The organism is Pseudomonas sp. 5Vm1k (assembly GCF_056161485.1).
Window position 1 is genome coordinate 92294 of record NZ_JBSPCZ010000012.1, and the last position, 22247, is coordinate 114540.

Consider the following 22247-nt stretch of genomic DNA (forward strand, 5'->3'; position numbering starts at 1 on the left):
TCATGCATTCCCCCACTCTTCCTTTAGAAGCTGATGCGCCAGAACCTCTCACGAGAGGTCACAAGAAGCGTGAGCGCACCCGTCGCGGCCTGGTGGACGCGGCATTGCGTCTTATCGCACGTAAGGAAGTGGGGGAGATCGTATTGCTCGAGGTAGCCGCGGAAGCCGCGGTATCCAACGGCACCATCTACAACTATTTTCGAACTCGCGACGAAGTGCTGGAGGCGGTGGGCATCGCCATGGCCGCCGAGTTCTCGGATGCCATTTTCGCGATGAGCAAGGACGTGCACTGCGGCGCACAGCGACTGTCGATCGGCGTGCGCATGTTTGTGTGTCGGGCCGCGGCCGACCAGCAATGGGCGAATGCGCTGCTGCGCATCATCCATTTCGACCAGGCAATGCGCTCGCGTCTGGCTGACCACGTACTGGGCGACCTGCGTGAAGGGTTGCGTGCGGGGATTTTTGCTTATGAGGACGAAGGGGTCGCCCTGGATATAGTCTTGTCGTGCACAACCGGAGCAATGCGCTCCGTTGTCGAGGGGCGTGCAGTGACGGAGCACGACCTGCGGGTCGCCGAAATGATTCTCCAGGCTCTGGGCGTCACACCTGCCAAAGCCCGGAAAATCGCCGGCAAGCCGCTACCGGCCTGATCCGATGTCGTCGTTGATCTACCTGGCTTGATCAATCCATTGCCGATAACTCTTCGCCTGGCGACGAGCCTTTAGTTGATTGGCGATCAACGCCATGAGTGGCGACGTCCCGGGTTTTGTCCGTTTCCCCCGACTCAGCAAGCCGAGCTGCTGCTTGATCACCGATGCCACTGCCAGCGATGCCAGCGTCTTGTTCTTCCAGCGGACGACGATGGGCTCCACTTTGCTGTCCCGACCTGCCATCCACTGTCTCGGCAGGGCTGGCTCGATCGCTAATGCAGTGGCAAGTCCGACCATCGACACCGAGCCGCTCACCACTCGCTCTGCGACCTCCTTTCTACGCACGCCGCCGGTGACCATCAGCGGCATGCGCGCTATTTCTCCTATTTTTTCTGCGAACTCCAGAAAGTAGGCTTCTCGAGCCAGGCTACTGCCATCGCGGGTCTGTCCCTGCATGGCCGGGCTTTCGTAGCTGCCCCCCGACAACTCGACCAGGTCGACCGCCTTGGCGTTAAGCATTTCCACCACACGAGCCGCATCCGCGGTATCGAACCCGCCACGCTGAAAGTCCGCGGAGTTGAGCTTCACCGCGACGCAGAAGATCGGTGCCACTCGCTGGCGTATTGCGTCGATGGTTTGCAGGAGAATTTGCGCACGATTTTCCAGGCTGCCGCCCCAGCGGTCGTCACGCCGATTGGTCAAGGGCGAAAGGAACTGGCTGAACAGGTAGCCATGCGCTGCATGAATCTCCACGCCTGTGAATCCGGCACGCTCGGCCAGCACCGCCGCTTGGGTATAGCGCCCGATCAGCTCTTCAATCTCCTGTTCGTCTAAAGCCCTGGGCGGCACAAACGCTTTTGACAGGCCGGGGATATCGACCGCCACGGCGGAGGGACCCCTTGCCGCTTGTCCCATTGAAGCCAACAGCTGCCGTCCGGGATGATTGATTTGCATCCAGGCCTGGGCCCCACTGCTGCGGCAAGCATCGGCCCATAGCTTGAATTTGCCCAGGTTCCGATCATCCTCAAGCACTACACCCGCGGGTCCGGTCAAGGCGTGACGGTCAACCATGACGTTGCCGGTGATGATCAGACCGGCACCACCCTGCGCCCAACTCCGATAGAGCTTGACCAGCGCTTCCCCTGGAGCGTGATCCTCATTGGCGAGGTTCTCCTCCATGGCTGCCTTGGCTATCCGGTTTGGAATCACCGTGCCGTTGGGCAATCGAAGCGGTTTGAAGAGGTTCGAGCCGGTCATGTTGTGTCCTTCAGCTAATAAAAATTCGGCCAGCATAATTGAACGCTCGTGTTCAATTATGTCAATGCGTAGGACTTTTATTGACCTAATGTCATCGTTCATGGCGTCCAGATTATTAGGTTAAGGTCTATTTTTGGACAAATAACCCAACGCTCCAAAAAATAGTGTTGACGTGAAATGAACACGAGTGTTCAATCAGGCCATAGGTAATCCTGGAGAGAGAAGCGTGGAATCCCTGAATCCAACACAGCGCCGCATCCATCAAGCTGCCTTTCGCCTGTTTGCCGAGAGAGGCACTTCACAAGTGAACATCCTCGACCTTGCTCAAGAGGCAGGTGTGGCGCGCGGAACGGTCTATAGCAACATCGACAACATGGAAAGCCTGTTCGAGGCGGTCGCCAGTCATCTCGCGAGGGAGATGCATGAGCGCGTCAACAAGAGCTTCGACTCCCTCTCGGATCCTGCTCATCGCCTGGCCAATGGCATTCGATTCTTCATTCGCCGAGCGCACGAAGACTCCCAGTGGGGCGCGTTCATCCATAAATTCGCCATGAGCAATTCTGCGTTGCGCGAAATGTTCAGCAGCCAGGCGACCAAGGATCTTCTGAGCGGGCTTACCACTGGGCGCTACACGTTTGCGCAGGAGCAATTGCTCTCGGTACTGACGCTGATATCGAGCAGCGTGCTGGGCTCGATTTTCCTGGTACTGGAGGGCCACCGAACGTGGCGCGAGTCGGGCTCTGATACCGCCGAGCTGGTATTGCGGGCATTGGGTGTGCCGCCAGAAGAGGCTCGTGCGTTGGCGACCCAAGAGTTGCCGGCACTGCCATCTCTCGACTGAGCTCGTAATTGATTTGACTGGATAAACCCCCCCGAATTTTCGGGGGGGCGGGACAGCTTTGCCCTAAAAACCCGGAAAACAAGAACAATGAACAACAAAAACGAATTGCACCGGTTGGCGACACTACACCCCGCGCGGCATCCGCAGCCGACGGTAAAGGCCCAGGATCTGACTCACCTGATTTTCCAGCGGCCGGACTTGAATGAGGCGGCGCGATACCTGACCGACTTCGGCCTGACGGTAAGTCGGCAGGATGCCGATACGCTCTATATGCGGGCCACCGACGCCACTGCCTATTGTTACCGTGTCCAACGGGCCGAACATGCAGGTTTTATCGGGTTCGGACTTGCCGTGCAGTCCCTGGAAGATCTGGAAAAACTCACTCGAATCCCGGGTGCGTCATCGGTCGAGAAATCGGAGCATCCGGGTAAAGGGCATTACGTCAGACTGACGGATCCTTCCGGTTTCATTGTGGAAGCCGTCTGCGACCAGACGCCAGGCAAGCCTCTGGCACATAGAGCTCCTTTGAACTGGAATCTGGCGCACGAGCAATCTCGAATCAACGCCACGCAGCGCCCGCCGATTGCTCCCCCTGAAGTCCTCAAGCTTGGCCACATCGTCATTGAAGTGGCTGACTATCAGGCGACCTGTGCCTGGTACACGCAGCATTTCGGGTTTATTCCCAGCGATGTTCAGGTACTGCCTGACGGCACGCCTATTGTCACTTTCATGCGCCTTGATCTTGGTGACATTCCAGCGGATCACCATACGCTCGCGATTGCGCAAGGGTTCATGGCCACCTACAGCCATAGCGCCTATGAAGTCGTCGATGCGGACGCAGTGGGTATGGGGCAGCGCGTCTTGCGCGAGCGCGGTTGGGCGCACTCATGGGGCATCGGCCGGCACATTCTGGGCAGTCAAATCTTTGATTACTGGCAAGACCCTTGGGGTGACAAGCACGAGCATTACTGCGACGGGGATCTTTTCACGGCCGCTCGGCCTACGGGCATTCATCCGGTGAGCCCCGAGGCAATGGCGCAGTGGGGGCAGCGCATGCCCAAGAGTTTTACCAAACCCAAGTTGAACCTGACCAATGTGCTTGTGCTGATCCGCAACCTGCGACGCAGCCCGGATTTAACGATTCGCAAGTTGATCACGCTGATGCGGATGTTTGGCTAGAGCTGCCGTCACGTCGGACAACTCAACCTGTTTCAGAACAACACCACAGTTCTCGCGCCACCGAACGCGGGACAAACGCCGCTCCAGGAGTACCTTCAATGTCTGCTGTACACGTAGTCCGCTTTGAATATCAGAACGGTATCCACTGGGGCGTGCTTCGCCAGGGCCGTATCACGGTTGTCCCCGGTGTTTTTGAAACGACCGGTGACTTCATTAGCCAGAACAGTCTCGATGACCTCGCTCAACTGAAAGGTTCGGAGTTGGAAGAGGGCGACGTAAAACTGCTGTCGCCGGTGACCCGTAACCAACAGTTTGTCTGCCAAGGGGCCAATTACCGTCAGCACATGATCGAGTCTGGCATGGACCCTGATGCGAAGAAATTCAACATGATCTTCACCAAGGCGACCAGTTGCCTGGTGGCGGCTGACAGCGACCTGATCAAGCCGCGCCACGTGCGCTTCCTTGACTACGAGATCGAACTGGGCCTTGTGATGAAGCGCTCGATCACCGGCGCTATAGGTGTCACCGACGCCAATCTGCATGAATTCATTGCAGGCGTCGTCATTGTCAACGACTACTCGGCTCGTGATATTCAGATTCCCCAGATGCAGTTCTACAAGGGCAAGAGCTACCGTACTTTCGGTCCGGTCGGCCCGTACTTGTGCCTTTTGGATGCCAAGGACATGCATTACCTGAAAGAACTGCAGCTGCGCCTGACCGTCAACGACCAGGTACGACAGAACGACAGCACGGCCAATCTGGTTTACGGCCCCGCTGAAACCCTGACCGAACTGTCCGCCTTGCAAGATCTCGCCGTTGGAGACTTGATCGCCACGGGTACGCCTGCCGGCTGCGCTTTAACAATCCCTTCGCCCGGCAAAATGCGCATTGCAGCCCTTTTGCCGGAAGCCACCAAGTGGAAGCTTTTCCTCAAGGCACAAGAGGGCCGGACGCAGTACCTCAAGGCCGGAGACGTGGTCGAGGCGCGCATCCGCAGCGCGGATGGCGCGATTGACCTGGGCGTGCAACGCAACCGCGTCGTAGAGGAAGCCTGACGATGATGGTGCGATCTCTGAACGACATTGAAAATATCGAGCAGGTCCCGTTGGCGGAGCGTGGCTTGGCCTCCAGCACCTATGAAGCGCTGACGCGGACAGCCGAGCTTAGCCCCAACGCGCCTGCACTGAGTTTCTTCGCCGACGCTACCCATTTCAGAAACACCCACCATTGGAGCTATGCCGAACTCGTCGAAGATATCACTCGCGCGGCGAATGCCTTTCACGACCTGGGCATTACCCCAGGTGACGTGCTGGCCTTCATCTTGCCCAACCTGCCAGAAACCCACTTCACCATTTGGGGGGGAGAAGCGGCCGGTGTCGTCATGGCGATCAATCCGCTGCAAGAGGCCAAACAGATGGCTGCCTTGTTACGGGCCGCCAAGGCCAGCGTGGTGGTAACGCTCGCACCGACGCCGGGCAGTGACCTGTGGCCTAAGCTGGCTTCGCAGTTGAATCAACTTCCCGAGATCAAGCACGTCGTTTGGGTCGGCATGGGCCCCTATGTTGATGTCGCTCAGCGCGAATCGCTTGAGTCCCTGGCAGAGAAAGAACGTGAGTTACACAGAGGAGCCACGATCCACGAATTACGGACGCTGATGGATGCTCAGCCAGGCACGCACCTGAAAAGCAATCGGCAATTGCGCCCTGAGGATCGGTCCTCTTACTTCTGCACCGGCGGTACCACCGGGCTGCCCAAGATTGCGATGCGTACCCATGGGGCGGAGGTCTACAACGCATGGGCCATGGCCACGCACATGCAACCACGTGGCAGTGGCCAGGTGATTTTTTGTGGGTTGCCGCTGTTCCATGTAAATGCACAGCTGGTGACAGGCCTGATGCCTTGGAGTCAAGGTGATCATGTCATCCTCGGCACGCCACAGGGCTATCGCGGCGAGGGTGTGATTCCACGCTTCTGGGAGATGGTTGAGCACTTCGGCATCAACTTCTTCTCCGGCGTTCCTACTGTCTATTCCGCACTGTTGCAAAACGAGTTGGAAGGCCGCGACCTGTCCAGCCTTCGTTATGCCATGTGTGGTGCCGCACCGATGCCGGTCGAACTTTTCCGGGAGTTCGAAGGCCGGACCGGGGTGAAGATCCTCGAAGGCTATGGACTCACTGAAGGCGCGTGCGTCTCCTCGGTTAACCCGCCTCATGGCAAGCGCTACGTCGGCTCCATCGGTATACGGATTGCTTACCAGGACATGCGCGCAGTCATGCTCGATGACGCCGGAGAGTATTTGCGCGACGCTGACGTCGACGAGATTGGCCTGATCACCATCACGGGACCGAACCTGTTCGAGGGCTACGTTGAGGAAAGCCATAACCGGGGCTTGTGGATCGACATCAATGGTCAGCGCTGGCTGAATACAGGCGATCTGGGGCGCCAGGATGAAAATGGTTACTTCTGGCTGACCGGGCGCAAAAAGGAGCTGATCATCCGCGGCGGCCACAATATCGATCCCAAACAAATCGAGGAGGCTTTGCAAGCCCACCCAGCGGTGGCGTTGGCGGCGGCCATCGGCAGCCCGGATGCCTATTCGGGTGAAGTGCCGGTCGCCTACGTGCAGCTGCGGCCAGGCCACGTCTGCAATGTTGAAGAACTTGAGCAGTTTGCTCAACGCCACATCAGTGAGCGGGCGGCCATTCCCAAACGGATCGAAATCCTCGAAGCACTGCCGTTAACGGCGGTGGGCAAGATCTTCAAGCCCGCGTTGCAGCAGCGCGAACTTGCCAGGGTAGTCAGGCAGGATGTGGATCGCATGTGTATGAAGGACATTGCGGTCGAGGTGATTCAGCATGAACAACGTGGATTGGTCGCCTGCATCCGGGCCGGGGGGCATCAGGAGTCCCTGGCCCTTCTTCTAGGTCGCTATAGCTTTCAGGTGGAGTGGCTCAAATGAACCTGACTTCGTAAGTTCGGCACCCCGGCCCTGGTGATAGTCAGCCAGGGCCTGTTTCACAACTTCGATCAACTCCAACCGGCACTGCCAAGTGCACCGGAAGGCGAAGCTTTGCCTGCGCACCAATCAATAAAAACAATACGAGGTGGGAAATGAAACCGAGCAACCGTGTAACCCCGTGTCTTTCAACTGTGCGAGAAATGTCTTCCTGGATTAAATTCACCGGCGCCGCGGCAATACTCAGCGTTTCAACAAGCGCGGGCGCCAATGGCATTGCCTTGAACGAGCAAAGTGCGAGTAGTGCGGGTACTGCTTATGCGGGGAGGTCGTCTTCTGCGCTGGACGCCAGCACTATCTTTGGCAACCCGGCGGGCTTAACCAAATTGAAGCGTAGTGAGATTTCCGGCGGAGCCGCGGTCGTGTCGGTGAGCGATGACATCAGTGATGCGCAGAGCAGTGCCTCAGGAACGAATAAAGGGAACTCGGTACCGTTGGGGGTTGTGCCCTTCGCTTATATGTCGACGCCACTTGATGATCGTTTTTCGATTGGCCTGGGTCTCTATGCTCCGAGTGGTTTGATCAATGATTACGAGAGCTCTTTTCAGGGCCGCTACCACGGCTCCTATAGCACGACCAAGGAAATAACCCTTCAGCCCACCATTGCCTATCGGATCAATGATTACGTGTCCATTGGTGGCGGGCCGACCATAAACCGTTTCAATGCAAAGCTTCAGAACTACCTGGCCACCGGCGCCCTGAACAACGGCGAGGACACACTGGTCACCATCAAAGGCGATGACACCGCACTTGGCTATAACGTCGGCATCTTGGTTGACTTTACTGAGGCGACCGGTTGGGGGATTAACTATCACTCGAAGGTGGACTATGAACTCGAAGGGCATACTGAGGTTTCCGGCTCCCCGAGTGTTATCCCGCTGGACGGAAAATATGACAACAAGATAGACCTCACGATGCCCGAATCCGTGGACACGTCCATCACCCACCATTTCAATAGTCGCTGGACGGGATACCTTGGGACCACCTGGAAACGGTGGAGCCGGATCCAGAAGGTCGAGGCAGTTAACAGTGGTCTTTCTCCCGCAGGCCAGGCGGCCGGCCTGGGAGATGTGATCGAAGAAATGAACTGGCGCGACACTTGGAGTACCGCAGTTGGCGCCTCCTATCAATTGAACCAACAATGGCTGCTGCGCGCAGGCTACGCCTACGATCCTTCTCCCATTAGAAATGCCGATCGCAGCGTGCGCATTCCTGTTGGGAATCGCCAAGCCGTGACCCTGGGCGGTGCTTACTCACCAAATTCCGATCTGACGATAGACTTTGCTTATGGTTATCTCTGGGATTCCAAAGTCGCGGTAACGCAGTCGAATAACTCCGGTGTTCAACCGCAATACAGTGCTAATTACAACAACAGTGCGAATGGAGTTTCAGTGCAGGCAACCTATCGGTACTGATCGGCTTAACCCTGAGCATTTCCATTACAAATTGATTGAGTGGTTTTTCCAGCGCCCATTACTGAACCTGTTATGGGGGCTCTTTACAGCGGGCGGACGCTACGCGTTCCACGGCGTTAGTAGCCATGCCTAATCGAGGCGCTTTACCGAGCTCCTTGCTGTCGGTGCACTCTTCACAAGAGAGTCTCTGCTTTATCTCTGCGCCTGTCTGAAGGTCGTCGCTATCCGTGGCGATTTAGAAGACTCCGAACTCACGCTCCGCGAGTTCGGAACGGCGCCACCGAATTACGCAAATCAAAGGCTGGAGGTGTTGTGTTGCATCGACCGGTTGAATCCACAGCCGATAACAGCCTGTCGCAAAGCACTTCCATCGATCATCCAGCTGCTATTTTCAAACATCCCGACTGTCCCATCTCAAAGGAGACGCAGCATGGACCGATACACCGGCGGTTGCCTGTGCGGCAATGTCCGAATCGAGGCGACAGGACAACCCTACCGCGTTGGCCTATGCCACTGCCTCGACTGTCGCAAACACCATGGCGCACTGTTTCACGCTTCGGCGATTTTCCCTGAAGAGGCGGTGACGATCGAGGGCGAAACACGGGACTACGCCGGGCGGTTTTTCTGTCCGCGCTGTGGCTCTTCGGTTTTCGCTCGTACTGACGACGAAATCGAGGTGAACCTGGGTTCCCTGGATGCGCCTGATCAACTGATCCCGACTTACGAGAGCTGGATTGTCCGTCGCGAATCCTGGTTGCCAGTGTTTCCACTGACGAAACGATATGAGCGTGATCGTGAAGGTGAGGGGCGCTTTGAAAAGTAGGTCGCGCGAACAATGCCGAAAATGAACAGAAAAAACCCGCAACTCAGTGCGGGTTTTTTTACGCTTGAACGGTGCGAGCTACGCCCTAGACGGCACTCGCCATTTTCCCGTTCGACAACCGACGCTTATAAGCACTGTCCCGACTCGCCAGCCAGAAATATAACGGCGAAGTCACCAACAAGCCCACCAGCCATGACAAATCCGCTCCATCGATGTGCGCCGAAATCGGCCCGACGTACAGCGGCGTGTTCATGAACGGAATCTGTACTGCAATCCCGATCGCATAGGCCAGCAACGCCTGCGGGTTGTAGCGCCCGTAAATCCCGCCATCGACGTGGAAGATCGAGTCGATGTCGTACTGACCTTTGTGAATCGCATAGAAGTCGATCAGGTTGATAGCGGTCCATGGCACGAGCACTACGAGCAGCACCAGCACCATATCGACGAAGTGGCCGATGAAGTCCGCCGAGGCGCCGACGGCGGCGAAGCAGCACGCGCCGAGGACGATGACCGAGAGCACGGCGCGGCTTTTCGCGGTGGGGATCCAGCGGTAGGCGAAGGTTTGCACCAGGGTGATCAGCGACAGCACGGCGCCGTAGAGGTTGAGGGCGTTGTGGCTGATCACGCTGAGCAAGAACAGCACCAGCATCAACGGGCCGATGGAGCCAGTGGCGAGTTTGACCGCGTCCATGGTGTCCATGCCGACCGGCGTGGCGAGCACCGCGACGGCGCCGAAGATGAACGAGAGGCTGGAGCCGAGCACAGTGCCCAGGTAGGTGGTCCAGAACGTCGACGCGACAGGCACGTCAGCCGGCAAGTAGCGCGAGTAGTCGGACACGTACGGCGCAAACGCAATTTGCCACAGCGCCGCCAGCGATACCGTGGCCAGCCAACCGGAGATGTTGAAGCTGCCACGGGTGAGAAAGTCGGCGGTCTGCACGTGGGTGAAGATGTAGCCGAAGCCCAACACAATGCCGGCGCCGAGTACCCAGGTGCCGATGCGGTTGAGCACGTGGATGAAGCGGTAGCCGATGATGCCGATGATCCCCGAACCGAGAGCACCGATGACGATGCCCACCGGTACCGGAACGCTGTCGACCACGCCGTGCAGCGACTTGCCGGCGAGGACGATGTTGGAGGCGAAGAAGCCGATGTACATGATGCCGGCGATCAGCACCACCAGCAGCGCGCCGAGGGAGCCGAACTGCGCGCGGCTCTGGATCATCTGCGGGATGCCCATTTGCGGGCCTTGCGCCGAGTGCAGCGCCATCAGCACGCCGCCGACCAGATGCCCGACGAGAATGGCGACGACGCCCCACACCAGGTTCAGGTGAAACAGTTGCACGCCGAGGGCGCCGGTAACGATGGGCAGCGGCGCGATGTTGCCGCCGAACCAGAGGGTGAACAAATCCCGGACCTTTCCATGGCGATCTTGCGGCGGGACGTAGCCAATCGTGTGCTTCTCGATCAGCGGAGCGGAGGTTGTTGCAGAGGTGACCATGACGAACTCCAAGGCAATGTGAGTACGTGGACGTACTTCGGTGAGCGCCGCGTGGGCGACGCTTTTCTTGTTGGAGTGATCATGTGCAAAGCCTCGGCATAGATAAATTAGTAAGTTTGTTGCTTCAAACCTTAAAAAAAATATGCCCGGCGGTTGGGTGGGTCCGGTATGTTCTGGGTTGATTACGGTGCGGTGGTGTATCTGATTGATGACCGGCTGACGCCGACCCTGTAGGAGCGAGGCTTGCCCGCGAATGCGGTCTGACATTCAACATCGTTGTCGGCTGATACACCGCTTTCGCGGGCAAGCCTCGCTCCTACAGGTTGTGTGTTTGATGTGTGTTTTCTGGAGGTCCGCATGGCCGCTTACAACTTGCGACAGCTGCGTTATTTCGTCACCACCGCCGAGTGCGGCAGCGTGGCGGAGGCTTCGCGCAAGCTCTATATCGCTCAACCGTCGGTGTCGACGGCGATCAAACACCTGGAAGAAAGCTTCGGCGTGCAGCTGTTCATCCGCCATCACGCCCAGGGTGTTTCGCTGACGCCGAGCGGCTCGCGTTTTTATCGCAAGGCGCTGGAGCTGCTGCGGGTCGCGCATGAGTTTGAGCAGAACGCGCTGGCGGACAATGACGTGGTGGCGGGGCAGATCGATATCGGCTGCTTTGAAACCGTCGCGCCACTGTACCTGCCGCGTTTGATCGCCGGTTTCAAGGAGCGCTGGCCAGGCGTGGAGATCCGCATTCGCGATGGCGAACAACAGGAATTGGTGCAGGCCCTGACCGCCGGCAGTATCGACCTGGCGATGCTATTCGAACACGATCTGGACAGCACGATTGAGACGGTTCCACTGATGCCGCCGCAGCAACCTTACGCCTTGCTGCCGGCGGACCATCGCTTCGCGCAACAGGCGAAAGTGTCGCTGGATGATCTGGTGCTGGAACCGATGATTCTGCTCGACGTGGTGCCAAGCCGAACCTACTTCGTCAGCATCTTTGAAGAGCGCGGATTGACCCCGCACATTGTCTTCAGTTCGCCGTCGATCGAAATGGTGCGTGGCATGGTCGGGCGCGGTTTTGGCTTTTCGATTCTGGTGACCAAACCCTTTTCGCCTTACACCTATGACGGGCAACAACTGGTGTGCATTCCGCTCGCGGAAACGGTAACGGGCTCGGGGCTATCGGCGGCATGGCTGAGAAGGTCGCAACTGACCAAACCGGTGCAGTTGTTCGTGGATTATTGCCAGGAAGAACTGGCCCGACTCTATACCTGAGCGTCGAGCCTATCACTCAACTGATCGATGCCAGCATTCGTTGTAGCAGGGCGTCGCAGCCGTTCAATTGCTCGATGCTGACAAACTCGTCCGGCTTGTGGCCCTGGTCCATGCTGCCTGGACCGCAGACCACTGTTGGAATCCCCGCCGCGTCAAACAGACCGCCCTCGGTGCCGAACGCCACCGTACCGAACTCCCGGGAACCGGAAAATGCTGCGATCAATTCGGCGGCTTCGCTGCGCTCATCGGTGGCCAATCCGGGATAGGCCGACAACTGACTGAAGCGGATGTCGCTCTGCTCACTCACGGCGCGCATGCGTGGCAACACTTGCTGTTCGGCGTAGGCCTTCAGCTCCTGCGCAACGTCGCTTGGATCAAACGAGGGCAGGGCGCGGATTTCAAAGTCGAAACGGCAATCGGCGGGGACGATGTTCAGCGCCTTGCCGCCGGCAATCACCCCGGTTTGCACGGTGCTGAACGGCGGATCGAAACGGTTATCGTGATGCTCCGGCGCTTTCAGTCGCTGGCCAATCCGTCCCAATTCACCGATCAGTTCGGCGGCGTATTCAATCGCGTTGACTCCAAGCGGCGCGTACGCCGAATGACAGGCTTCACCGTGAATATCGCAGCGCATCGCCAGTTTGCCTTTGTGGCCGAGCACCGGTTTGAGTTCGGTTGGCTCGCCAATGATGCAGAGCATCGGTTTGACCGGACGCTGTTCCAGGGCTTTAAGCAGTGAGCGAACGCCGAGACAGCCGACTTCCTCATCGTAGGACAGCGCAATGTGCACCGGCCGCCGCAACGACGCCTTGACCAGCGACGGCACCAGGGCCAGCACGCAGGCGATGTAGCCTTTCATATCCGCCGTGCCGCGACCGTACAGCTTGCCGTCGCGCTCGGTGAGTTCGAAGGGCGAAACGGTCCACGGCTGACCGTCAACCGGCACCACATCGGTGTGCCCCGACAGCACGATGCCCGGCAGGTGCGCCGGGCCGATGGTCGCGAACAGATTGGCCTTGCTGCGTTGCTCGTTGTAGACCAGTTCGCACGGCACATCGAAACCGGCGAGGTAGTCGCGGACAAACTCGATGAGCTGCAGGTTGGATTCGCGGCTCGTGGTGTCGAACGCCACCAACGCTTGAAGCAAATCGCGGCTGTTGCTCATCGGTCGTCTCCGGCGACGCCGTAGCCAGGGGATCGGTCAGGCGCCAGGGCACGGTCGATGTAATCCTGAACTTGAGGGCGATAGGCGTCCCATAGTTTTCCGAGTTCGCCGATCGGATCTTCATCGGCCCAATCCACTCGCAGGTTGATGATCGGCCAAGTCAGTTCGCCGACCACCACCATCGCCGCCGAATGCACCGGCCCGGCTTCACCGCCCGCCACCATTGCGGCTTGCATCGCGGCCAGCAAGCGGTCGGCCAGTTGACCCTCGCCGTGTTCGAACGCGCGGACCATCGCCTCGATCACCGAACGATCCACCAGCATGTTGCCGGCGGCCACGCATTGCTCGCCGGACACGGCGTTGTGGTTGCCCAGGGTTTGCGAGCCGCTGAAATGTGCGGTGCGACCGAGGTGGTCAATCGCGGTGATCTGGCGATATTGGCTGTAGCCGTTGCGGGTCAACACCTTGTCCAGCGCGTCGGCGGGCGAGAGGCCTTGCTCCATGAGAGCGAGGGTTTCCGGGCCGAGGGAGGGCAGTGTGATGTTTTGCGTCGAGACGGCGCCGACACCTGGCAGCAGCCATGGGCAACGGGCGCCGACGGCGATGCTGGAGGAACTGATGGCGATGCCGAACTGACCGGTTTCGGGGCATCTTGCGGCGATGGAAAAGGTCATGGTTTTGCTCCTTGTTCAGACTTGGAGAAAGGGGTGTCTGGGCGGGCGCCTTCGCGGGCAAGCCTCGCTCCTACATTTGGAATGCGTTCCCCTGTAGGAGCGAGGCTTGCCCGCGAAGGCAGCGCCTCGGTCTACCTGTGCTTACTCAGGAATCACTGCAATCACATCAATCTCCATCAACCACTGCGGCTGCCCCAACGCCGACACCACCAACCCGGTCGAAATCGGAAACACGCCTTTGAGCCATTTGCCGACTTCCTGGTACACCGGCTCGCGGTAGCGCGGGTCGATCAGGTAGGTGGTGGTTTTGACGATGTGGCTCAAGTCGCTGCCGGCTTCTTCCAGCAACTGTTTGACGTTGCGCATCGCTTGCTCGGCTTGCGCACGCGGGTCGCCGAGGCCTACCAGGTTGCCTTCGAAATCAGTACCCACCTGACCACGAACGTACACAGTGTTGCCGGCGCGTACGGCTTGGCACAGGTCGTTGTCCAGGCTCTGGTTCGGGTAGGTTTCCTTGGTGTTGAACATGCGAATTCGGGTATGGGTTGGCGTGGACATGTGAAGCTCCTGAAAAAGAATTAAGCGCTGACGCTGGTTTTATGGGCGACGGGGGCGGTTTCGGCTGCACGCTGGTCCGCATCGCGGTACTCGAGGTACGAACGCTGGATGGCGATGTGGTCCGCGACGTACTTGGCGTCATGCCAGACGCCCCAGATAAACGACGAGCCGCGACGGGACTGCCAGGGCAGGCCGAGGAAATACACGCCCGGCTCGCTGGACACACCGCGCTGATGCTGCGGCTTACCGTTGTCGTCGAAAGCGTTGACCTTCAGCCAGCTGTAATCCGTGGCAAAACCGGTGGCCCAGATGATCGAGGTCACGCCGGCCTTGACCAGGTCGAGTTCAAGAATCGGGTTGCTCACACAGTCCGGCTCCGGGAAGGTGTGCCGGGCTTCAGGCTCTTCCGGCAGGTCCAGGCCATTGCGCTCGATATAGGCGTCAGCGGCATCGAGCAGCGCGCGGTAGTTCTCGTCTCCACGGGCCAGGTTTTCCGCCAGGTTCGGCTGGAACGACACGGTGCTGCCGTTGAACGATTGGGTCAGGCCGACCAGCGTCATGCCGGCATGGGCAAGGCCACGGAAGTCCACGGTGCGACCGCCGTGGGCACCGCTCACAGCGATGGTCACGTGTTCGCGGCCAGGCTTCATCGCCGCTTGATCCCACTCACCCAGTACACCCAACCACCAGCAGAAATCACGGTTGCGGTAAGCGCGAGGAGGGCGGTCATGGGCGCCCACCGAGAGATAAACCTTCTTGCCCGCGCCCTGCAATTCATCGGCAATCTGCACCCCCGACGACCCGGCGCCCACCACCAGCACCGCGCCTTCGGGCAACTGCTGCGGATTGCGGTATTCGGCGGAGTGGATCTGGGTGAAAGGCGCGTCTTTCGGCGCAATCGGCGGGATCACCGGACGCTGGAACGGCCCGGTGGCGGCCACGACGCGGTTGGCTTCGATCACGCCTTCAGAGGTTTCAATGGTGAAGCCCGGGCGACCGACATTGCGCTCGACCTTCAGCACGTCCACACCAGTACGAATCGGCGCGTTGAATTTCTTGGCGTAAGCTTCGAAATAATCGGCCACCCGCTCTTTAGGGGCAAAGCCGTCGGGGCTCAGATCGTCGAATTCCATACCGGGGAAGCGATCGTGCCAGGCCGGACCATTGGCCACCAACGAATCCCAACGCCCGGTGCGCCAGCGTTCGGCAATGCGGCTGCGCTCCAGCACCAGGTGTGGCACACCGAGTTTGCTCAAGTGTTCACTCATGGCCACGCCAGCCTGACCGGCGCCGACAATCAGCGTGTCTGTTTTTATTTTTTCAGTGGTCATTTCTCTACCCTTCGAAGTGGGAGTCAGGTCGGTTATGGCCTGCCATCTCTTGGGGTCAAGACTAGGGTTCACCCTGGTATCGGTAAAATATTATTAAGCTGGGAACTGAGCATAAATAACGGATGCAGAGCGTTTGGCGCTGGTTTGCGAGCGTTAAAAGGGGGAGATTGAGTAATGAATAAACAAATACTCAGCGACATCTACCGCGCCTATATCGACTGCCTCAACCGCCAGGACTGGCCGGCCCTGGGCCAACTGCTCGATGAAAACGTGCACTACAACGGCGAGCGCGTTGGGCTGTCCGGTTACCGGGCGATGCTGGAGCAGGACTTTCGCTCGATCCCCGATCTGCGCTTTGTGATCGAACGGCTAATTGTCGACCTACCGCATATCGCCGCCAGGCTGTGCTTCGATTGCACGCCGGTGGGGGAATTGTTTGGCTTGCCGGTGAATGGACGGCGGGTGGTGTTCAGCGAGAATGTGTTTTACGAGTTCAAGGAAGGGAAAATTTGCGCTGTGTGGTCGGTGATCGATAAGGCAGCGGTCGCGGCGCAGATTATTTGAACGGTGCCAGATACCTCCTGTGGGAGCGGGCTTGCTCGCGAAGGCGGAGGGTCATTCAGCATTGATGCCAACTGACCCACCGCCTTCGCGAGCAAGCCCGCTCCCACAGGGACAGCATTAAGGTTCGATCAGGCTTTGCTGGCCGCCAGATAGGCGCCTAGCCGGCTGCCCATTTCCGCACCCAGCGCCTGCAAGCCGCTCAACGGGCGAACCATCACTTCAAATTCAACGATTTTCCCCTGTTCGTCGAAGCGGATCATATCGATCCCTTTTAACGCTTTTCCGCCGACGTTGGCGCTGAATTCCAGCACGACATTCAACCCGTCCGCCGTCGCCAGTTCGCGGTGGTATTCGAAGTTCTCGAAGACGTCGAACACGGTGTTGAGAATCATCGACACCACGGCTGCGCCCGGATAAGGCGTATGCGCCATGGGCGAGCGGAACACTGCTTGTGGGGCGAGCAATTCAGGCAGGGCTTGCAAATTCCCGGTGCGGATCATCGCGTGCCACAGGGTCAGGGATTCTGCGGCTTTGGGATGCAGGTTCAGTTCAGACATTATCAACTCCTGTTTTTTGTTGTTCTGTGAGCGCCGGGCGAGCCCGTAAATACTCGGCCATCGCGGCGAAGCGCTGGCGGGTTTCATGTTCGAAAATGCGATTGACCAGTGGATCCAGCAACCAGCCCAGCCAGCGCGGGCGTAAACGGACGTTGAAGGTGTAGATCAACTCCGAGGTGTTGTCACCCAGATCACGGTGGCGCATCGACGCGGTCCACCACTGAAACACGCCTTCAGGCTCGACCAACAGGGCCGCGGCGACTTGCCCAGGCTGGAAGTTGACGAAACGCGTGCGCATGGAAAAGTAGCGTTTCCAGCCCCGACCTTCATTGAACGTGATTGCACCGATGTAAGGACGAATACCGCCACCTTCGACGCCTGCGCGGGACAACAGCGTGTCCCACTGCCTGCGCACGGTGTGATTGTGGAAAGCCTCGAAAGTATCCGCCGCAGAGGCCGGCATGATCAGGGTGATGCGACGTTGGGTCATCCGTGGTCCTCGGCAATTTTCGCCATGATGCCTCGGCGCGGCACCAGAATGATACGAACAGTCATGACTACGCCGACGAGCACGGCAGCAAGGCCTGCCGCTTCCAAAGGTGTCGGCAACCGACCATGAAACACCATGCCGAGCAGTGTAGCGAATAGTGACTCAAGGGCTATCAATTGACCGGAAAGCACCATCGGCAGGCGACGGGACGCGGCGTTCCACGCCCAGGCTCCGACGAGCGAAGACATCACCGCGATGATGAGGGCCCAGGCGTACAAAGGGCCGGCCAGCGAAAAACTGAAACCAAGGGTCGGCAACTTGAGCAGGCCGAGCGCCTGCACAACCGGTAACAGGCACACAGTGCCCAGGCCGGCGCCGAGCATCATCAGGCCGGTCCAGACACCGGTCGCATTGGCCGGGAGATTTTCCAGGGCCCTCTGGTTCAACAGGCTGAAGGCTAGCCACAAGGCCACGGCGCTGATCGAAAAAACCAGGCCCAACGGCCAGGACTTGTTGCCTGCTGCGGGTTGATGGAGGCTGCTGATGTTCGACAGCAAGAGCCCGCAGGCCAGACAGGTCAGCGGTATTGTCAGGCGGCGCCATTCAATGGTTTTTTTCGTGGCGTTGCCGAGCAGCGCCAGCAACACCGGCACCAGTCCTATAAACGCTGGCGTCAGCACCGGGCCGCCAAAAATGACACCAGCGGCAATGCAGGTACTGTAACCGAGGTATCCCACTACCCCGAGAGCAGCGGCCATAAGCGCTTGGTTGCGGGTCAGCAATCCAAGCCGGGCGCGACAGAGCACCGCGATGCCCACACCGAATATTCCGGCGATCAGAAACCGGATGATCATCAGGTCGTAGATGCTGTAAGCGCCGGTGACGTAGGGTGCCACGAAGTTCAGCGCCCAGCTCAGTGTTGCGACGACGGCAAGGGTCACGCCGGTAATGATATTTGCTTGTGCGCTGGCCATTGAGTGTTATCCGCGAGGTGTTCAGCTCATGTTGCACAGCGTCAGGGGTATGCTACAAACGAGTTCTCGGTCCAGGATGCATAACCTCTGATTATGAATACGCTAGGGAAGTCATTGCCTCCGCTTGCCAGTTTGCTGCCCTTTGAAGCGGCAGCTCGACTGGAAAGCTTTTCAAAGGCTGCCGATGAATTGCACATCACACAAGCGGCCGTTAGCCGGCAGATCCGCGGGCTTGAAGACAATCTGGGGCTTAAGCTTTTTTGCCGCCGCAACCGTGCAGTCTTCCTGACGGAGGCGGGGCGTGAGTTAGGGCGTGTAGTGAGCGCTGCATTGCAAAATATCTGTGACAGTGCGGCGATCCTGCGTGAGTCACCGCGCAAAAACCGTGTGGTTTTGCTCTGTCAGTTGTGCGAAGCCTTCTATTGGTTGATGCCACGTCTGTCGACGTTCCACCAGCAACATCCGGAAATCGAGATCCAGGTCGCGACATCCACCCGACCGCTCACTGAGTTCAACGATTACTTCGACGTGGCCTTGCAAAGCACCGGACGCGCCAGCGGCTCGCATGTACTGGCGTTCACTGCCGCTGATGAAGTGTTTCCCGTGTGCAGTTCCCATTACCTGGCGCCCCGGCAATCATTGGACATCAGCGATCTGCGCCACCACAGGCTGCTACACCATCGCGCCACGCCACCTCACTTGATGGAATGGGACAGTTGGCTGCAGGTATTTGGGCAGGCATTGGATGACGATACGCCAGGTGCCGTATTTGATAGTTATCCGTTGATGCTTCAGGCCGCGGTCGAAGGGCATGGCATTGCCATGGGCTGGCGTCGAACAGCCGGCAAACTGATTGAAAGTGGAGCGCTGGTGAGGCCCTGCGCAGAAAGTGTGCCTTTACCCCAGGCGATATCGGTTTTCAGGCAACAGGGCGGGGAAGATCGGGTTGAGGTGCGCGCGCTGATCGGGTGGCTTGAAGAGGAGCTACACAGCGAACGCTGACCTGAACGAGTGATGTGCCGCGACCAGACTCTCGGATACACTCCCGTGATGCCAAAACATCATCACACGCCCCTGGATTTCACCCGAATCGCTAACAGCATCGTCACTCGATTGCTGTTATTGGCACTGTGCATTGTCATTTTTGGCGCCGTGGTGCGGTATTTCGTCTTGACCAACTTCCTGCGCGAGGACTTAAGCGCGGTGGTGGAAGGTCAGCAATTAACTCTGGCTACCTATGTTGCCCGCGATATCGATTACAAAATCGTCCAGCGCCAACTTTTGCTGGATCACCTTGCCGACGCTGTCCCGGTGGATTTGCTGGCCCGGCCGGAGCAACTGAAAGCGTGGTTGAAAGAGCATTTCGATTACCAGACGCTGTTCACCGCAGATCTATTCATCGTGAACACCAAGGGACGTTTACTGGCGAACTACCCGGAGCCGGTGAATACCGATTATGCCGAGCGTGATTACATTCAGGCAGGACTGGCGGGGCGTTCATTGATCGGTCAACCGGTGCTGGACAAGGCGACCCAGACGCCGGTTCTGCCCATGTCCGCGCCTATCAAAAATGCCGCCGGTGACGTCGCGGCTGTTCTGGTTGGCGTCAGCGTACTCGGTACGACAGGGCTTCTGGATGCGCTGCTGCAAAGTCGCGTGGGGGATGCCTCGGGGGATTTCCTGCTGGTGTTCCCCGACAGTCATTTGTTTGTCGAGTCGTCCAGCCGTGACGTGCAACTCAAACCCACGTCGGCTCCCGGCGTCAATGCGCTGCACGATCGGGCGATGGCGGGGTTTCGCGGCACCGGGCTGACGCTCAATTCCAAAGGCGTCGAGGAAGTCGCCGCGATTGCCGCGGTGCCAAGTGCCGGCTGGTACATCGTGGCCCGCTTGCCGGCCAGCGAGGCGTTTGCCACGGTGACGCGAACCCAGCACTTTCTGATCAAGGGGGCGTTTCTATCGATTATTTTCTTTGCCACCTTTGCTTCCATCGGGCTGTATTTTGTCTTTCGTCATCTGTTCCGGGCGGCCGAGCAGGCTGACCGCATGACACGCGATGAACTGCCACACGCGCCCCTGGCAGTCATTCGCAACGATGAAGTCGGCCATTTGATTTCGGCGTTCAATCGCTTGTTGCTCAAGCTCAATGACAAACAGGATGAGCTGAAAAAGATTGCGCATCACGACACCCTCACAGGGCTGACCAACCGGCATCATCTCTCTGGCCAGCTTCGGCAAGTGTTGGCGCAGGCACGACGCACAGACACCCAGGTCGGCTTGTTGTTTATGGACCTCGATGGGTTCAAACACATCAACGACACCCTGGGGCATGAGGCCGGCGATGAGGTCTTGCGTCAGGTGGCGCGGCGTTTTTCTTCGGTAGTGCGCGAGAGCGACACCCTGGCGCGCATCGGCGGTGACGAGTTTGTCGTGCTGCTGAGTGACCTTGGGGCCCATGCCGAGGAAACGCTGAGCAGCGTCGCGACACATTGCATCGAGGCCTTGAGCGCGCCATTTTTCATTTCCGGTACGGTGTGCATCGTCGGTGTTTCGATTGGTATAGCGTTGGGTAACGGGCAGAGTTCCGCCGATACGCTGCTGCTGGCCGCCGACCGCGTCATGTACCAAGCCAAGAAAACCGGGCGTGGGCGGTATGTGACGTACAAGCTTTAGGCTGTAGTGTTCAGATTCTCATGTGTTCTTGCGATTATTGTGGCGAGGGGGCTTGCCCCCGTTGGACTGCGCAGCAGTCCCCTGTTTTTGGGGCCGCTTCGCAGCCCAACGGGGGCAAGCCCCCTCGCCACAAAAGTGGTCCCCAAGACCAGGACTGGACCGGCCGCTACGGCGTTTAACCCAGGAGAACCTAAATGAGCCAGACACTGGAACGTGCCATCGCAATCGCCGCTGCCGCCCACGAAGGGCAGGTCGACAAGGGCGGCGCGCCTTACATCCTGCATCCTTTGAAAGTCATGCTGCGGGTGACGACCCTGGAAGAACGGATCGTCGCCGTGCTGCATGACGTGGTCGAAGACACCGGCATCAGCCTCGAAGCCCTGCGTCAGGAAGGCTTCAGCGAAGCGGTATTGGAAGCCATTGAATCAGTGACCAAAGTGCCGGGGGAATCCTATGAAGCGTTCGTCGAGCGTGCGGCGCTGAACCCGATTGGGCGGGTGGTCAAGCTGGCGGATCTGGAAGAGAACAGCGACTTGTCGAGGATTGCGCAGCCGTCGTGGGATGACCTGGAGCGGGTTGAGAAGTATCGGCGGGCGATGGGTGTGTTGCGCTCGTAATATCCCGCACAAGTAGGGTGAGCCGCGACACAGATGGCTACCGCCGCCCCTTGGCTGCACTCAGTGCATCCCACACCGCCATCAGCTGAGTCACCGACGCATCCATCACCGCGTGGGGAATCGCGTCTCTGGCCAACGCCGTCAGACCTAACAGAAAGCCGTCAAACATGGCGGCCAGCGCAGGCGTGTCGGTCTCGGTCGGCAATTCGCCTTGCACAATTGCGCGCTCGATGCAGGCGATGATGCCTGCCCTGTTGCGGGCCCTGGCTTCGGCCAGCGGCGCAGAAACGGCTGTAGGTTGCACCGAGCAGGTGTGCATGACGCCCAGCGTCACCAGGCAGCCCGGTGGATGGCCGGCTTCACTCTGCATTTTGGCGGAGCGGCGCAAGGTCAACTCGATGGCTTCGCGCGGGGGCAGGAGGGAGTCGAACAGACTCTCGGTCACGCGGCCGTGGGAATTTTGATAGCGCTCGACGACCTCTTGGAACAACGCCTCTTTTGAGCCGAACGCGGCATAGAAGCTGGGCGCGGAGATACCGCCGCCGATTGCTGCCTTGAGCTGACTCAATGAAGTGGATTCATAGCCGTGCTCCCAGAACAGGTGCATTGCCTGTGTGATTGCCACGTCACGGTCGAATGTGCGCGGGCGGCCCATTGTTGCCATTTTCACCTCCGGTAATCGTGACTTAGATA

22 protein-coding genes are annotated in these 22247 nt (G+C 58.8%); 12 read left to right on the plus strand and 10 right to left on the minus strand.

Annotation, left to right across the window (positions count from 1 at the left end; genetic code table 11):
• The first annotated feature begins 2 nt into the window (after positions 1–2).
• On the plus strand, positions 3–650 hold the full coding sequence (locus tag ACWIKB_RS22565) for a TetR/AcrR family transcriptional regulator (protein ID WP_475269487.1): 648 nt from the start codon (positions 3–5) through the stop codon (positions 648–650).
• A gap of 18 nt (positions 651–668) precedes the next feature.
• On the opposite strand, the gene ACWIKB_RS22570 is transcribed toward ACWIKB_RS22565, so the two are convergent.
• Positions 669–1907, minus strand: coding sequence for an NADH:flavin oxidoreductase/NADH oxidase family protein (locus ACWIKB_RS22570; RefSeq protein ID WP_475269604.1), 1239 nt, complete (start codon positions 1905–1907; stop codon positions 669–671).
• Between the two features lie 226 nt (positions 1908–2133).
• Here ACWIKB_RS22570 and ACWIKB_RS22575 point away from each other — a divergent pair, with 226 nt between their 5' ends.
• From ACWIKB_RS22575 to ACWIKB_RS22600, 6 genes are all read left to right on the plus strand, one after another.
• Entirely contained in the window at positions 2134–2748 is a 615-nt protein-coding gene (locus ACWIKB_RS22575; protein WP_475269488.1) for a TetR/AcrR family transcriptional regulator, read from the plus strand.
• Between the two features lie 87 nt (positions 2749–2835).
• Complete coding sequence (locus ACWIKB_RS22580) at positions 2836–3927, plus strand: VOC family protein (protein ID WP_475269489.1); 1092 nt, start codon at positions 2836–2838, stop codon at positions 3925–3927.
• A 98-nt stretch (positions 3928–4025) separates the two neighbouring features.
• Positions 4026–4982: a fumarylacetoacetate hydrolase family protein gene (locus ACWIKB_RS22585; RefSeq protein ID WP_475269490.1), complete on the plus strand. Its 957-nt coding sequence runs from the start codon at positions 4026–4028 to the stop codon at positions 4980–4982.
• 2 nt (positions 4983–4984) lie between these two features.
• The gene (locus ACWIKB_RS22590; RefSeq protein WP_475269491.1) at positions 4985–6886 is read left to right on the plus strand and encodes an acyl-CoA synthetase; all 1902 of its coding nucleotides are present in this window, start codon (positions 4985–4987) and stop codon (positions 6884–6886) included.
• A 152-nt stretch (positions 6887–7038) separates the two neighbouring features.
• On the plus strand, positions 7039–8358 hold the full coding sequence (locus ACWIKB_RS22595; RefSeq protein WP_475269492.1) for an outer membrane protein transport protein: 1320 nt from the start codon (positions 7039–7041) through the stop codon (positions 8356–8358).
• Positions 8359–8788: 430 nt separating this feature from the next.
• Positions 8789–9181, plus strand: a complete 393-nt coding sequence (locus ACWIKB_RS22600; protein WP_475269493.1) for a GFA family protein — start codon at positions 8789–8791, stop codon at positions 9179–9181.
• Between the two features lie 85 nt (positions 9182–9266).
• Here the strand turns inward: ACWIKB_RS22600 and ACWIKB_RS22605 are convergent, their stop codons facing one another.
• Complete coding sequence (locus tag ACWIKB_RS22605) at positions 9267–10682, minus strand: purine-cytosine permease family protein (protein WP_475269494.1); 1416 nt, start codon at positions 10680–10682, stop codon at positions 9267–9269.
• Positions 10683–11039: 357 nt separating this feature from the next.
• On the opposite strand from ACWIKB_RS22605, the gene ACWIKB_RS22610 reads away from it, so the two are divergent.
• Positions 11040–11951 carry a LysR family transcriptional regulator gene (locus ACWIKB_RS22610; protein WP_213939365.1) on the plus strand — a complete coding sequence of 304 codons (912 nt, stop codon included), beginning with the start codon at positions 11040–11042 and terminating at the stop codon, positions 11949–11951.
• 16 nt (positions 11952–11967) lie between these two features.
• Here ACWIKB_RS22610 and argE read toward each other — a convergent pair whose 3' ends face one another.
• From argE to ACWIKB_RS22630, 4 genes are all read right to left on the minus strand, one after another.
• Entirely contained in the window at positions 11968–13116 is a 1149-nt protein-coding gene (gene argE / locus ACWIKB_RS22615; protein WP_475269495.1) for an acetylornithine deacetylase, read from the minus strand.
• Positions 13113–13790 carry a DUF1028 domain-containing protein gene (locus ACWIKB_RS22620; RefSeq protein WP_475269496.1) on the minus strand — a complete coding sequence of 226 codons (678 nt, stop codon included), beginning with the start codon at positions 13788–13790 and terminating at the stop codon, positions 13113–13115. The genes argE and ACWIKB_RS22620 overlap by 4 nt, the downstream gene beginning before the upstream one ends.
• A gap of 141 nt (positions 13791–13931) precedes the next feature.
• Complete coding sequence (locus ACWIKB_RS22625; RefSeq protein WP_046027689.1) at positions 13932–14348, minus strand: RidA family protein; 417 nt, start codon at positions 14346–14348, stop codon at positions 13932–13934.
• A 20-nt stretch (positions 14349–14368) separates the two neighbouring features.
• The gene (locus ACWIKB_RS22630) at positions 14369–15715 is read right to left on the minus strand and encodes a flavin-containing monooxygenase (RefSeq protein ID WP_475269605.1); all 1347 of its coding nucleotides are present in this window, start codon (positions 15713–15715) and stop codon (positions 14369–14371) included.
• A gap of 138 nt (positions 15716–15853) precedes the next feature.
• Between ACWIKB_RS22630 and ACWIKB_RS22635 the strand changes: the two genes are divergently transcribed.
• Positions 15854–16243: an ester cyclase gene (locus ACWIKB_RS22635; RefSeq protein ID WP_475269497.1), complete on the plus strand. Its 390-nt coding sequence runs from the start codon at positions 15854–15856 to the stop codon at positions 16241–16243.
• A 128-nt stretch (positions 16244–16371) separates the two neighbouring features.
• Here the strand turns inward: ACWIKB_RS22635 and ACWIKB_RS22640 are convergent, their stop codons facing one another.
• From ACWIKB_RS22640 to ACWIKB_RS22650, 3 genes are read right to left on the minus strand one after another with little or no spacing between them, the layout of a single operon-like run.
• Positions 16372–16800, minus strand: a complete 429-nt coding sequence (locus tag ACWIKB_RS22640; RefSeq protein ID WP_475269498.1) for a nuclear transport factor 2 family protein — start codon at positions 16798–16800, stop codon at positions 16372–16374.
• Positions 16793–17290 carry a hypothetical protein gene (locus ACWIKB_RS22645; RefSeq protein ID WP_475269499.1) on the minus strand — a complete coding sequence of 166 codons (498 nt, stop codon included), beginning with the start codon at positions 17288–17290 and terminating at the stop codon, positions 16793–16795. The genes ACWIKB_RS22640 and ACWIKB_RS22645 overlap by 8 nt, the downstream gene beginning before the upstream one ends.
• Positions 17287–18264: a DMT family transporter gene (locus tag ACWIKB_RS22650; protein ID WP_475269500.1), complete on the minus strand. Its 978-nt coding sequence runs from the start codon at positions 18262–18264 to the stop codon at positions 17287–17289. The genes ACWIKB_RS22645 and ACWIKB_RS22650 overlap by 4 nt, the downstream gene beginning before the upstream one ends.
• A gap of 93 nt (positions 18265–18357) precedes the next feature.
• Here ACWIKB_RS22650 and ACWIKB_RS22655 point away from each other — a divergent pair, with 93 nt between their 5' ends.
• The 3 genes from ACWIKB_RS22655 (at position 18358) to ACWIKB_RS22665 (ending at position 21554) form a co-directional block, all read left to right on the plus strand.
• Positions 18358–19266, plus strand: a complete 909-nt coding sequence (locus tag ACWIKB_RS22655; protein ID WP_475269501.1) for a LysR substrate-binding domain-containing protein — start codon at positions 18358–18360, stop codon at positions 19264–19266.
• A 48-nt stretch (positions 19267–19314) separates the two neighbouring features.
• Positions 19315–20937 (plus strand): diguanylate cyclase domain-containing protein, encoded by a 1623-nt coding sequence (locus tag ACWIKB_RS22660; RefSeq protein WP_475269502.1) that lies wholly within the window; start codon positions 19315–19317, stop codon positions 20935–20937.
• A gap of 194 nt (positions 20938–21131) precedes the next feature.
• Positions 21132–21554 (plus strand): HD domain-containing protein, encoded by a 423-nt coding sequence (locus ACWIKB_RS22665; RefSeq protein ID WP_475269503.1) that lies wholly within the window; start codon positions 21132–21134, stop codon positions 21552–21554.
• A 37-nt stretch (positions 21555–21591) separates the two neighbouring features.
• Here ACWIKB_RS22665 and ACWIKB_RS22670 read toward each other — a convergent pair whose 3' ends face one another.
• Positions 21592–22218, minus strand: coding sequence for a TetR/AcrR family transcriptional regulator (locus ACWIKB_RS22670; protein ID WP_475269505.1), 627 nt, complete (start codon positions 22216–22218; stop codon positions 21592–21594).
• Positions 22219–22247 lie beyond the last annotated feature (29 nt).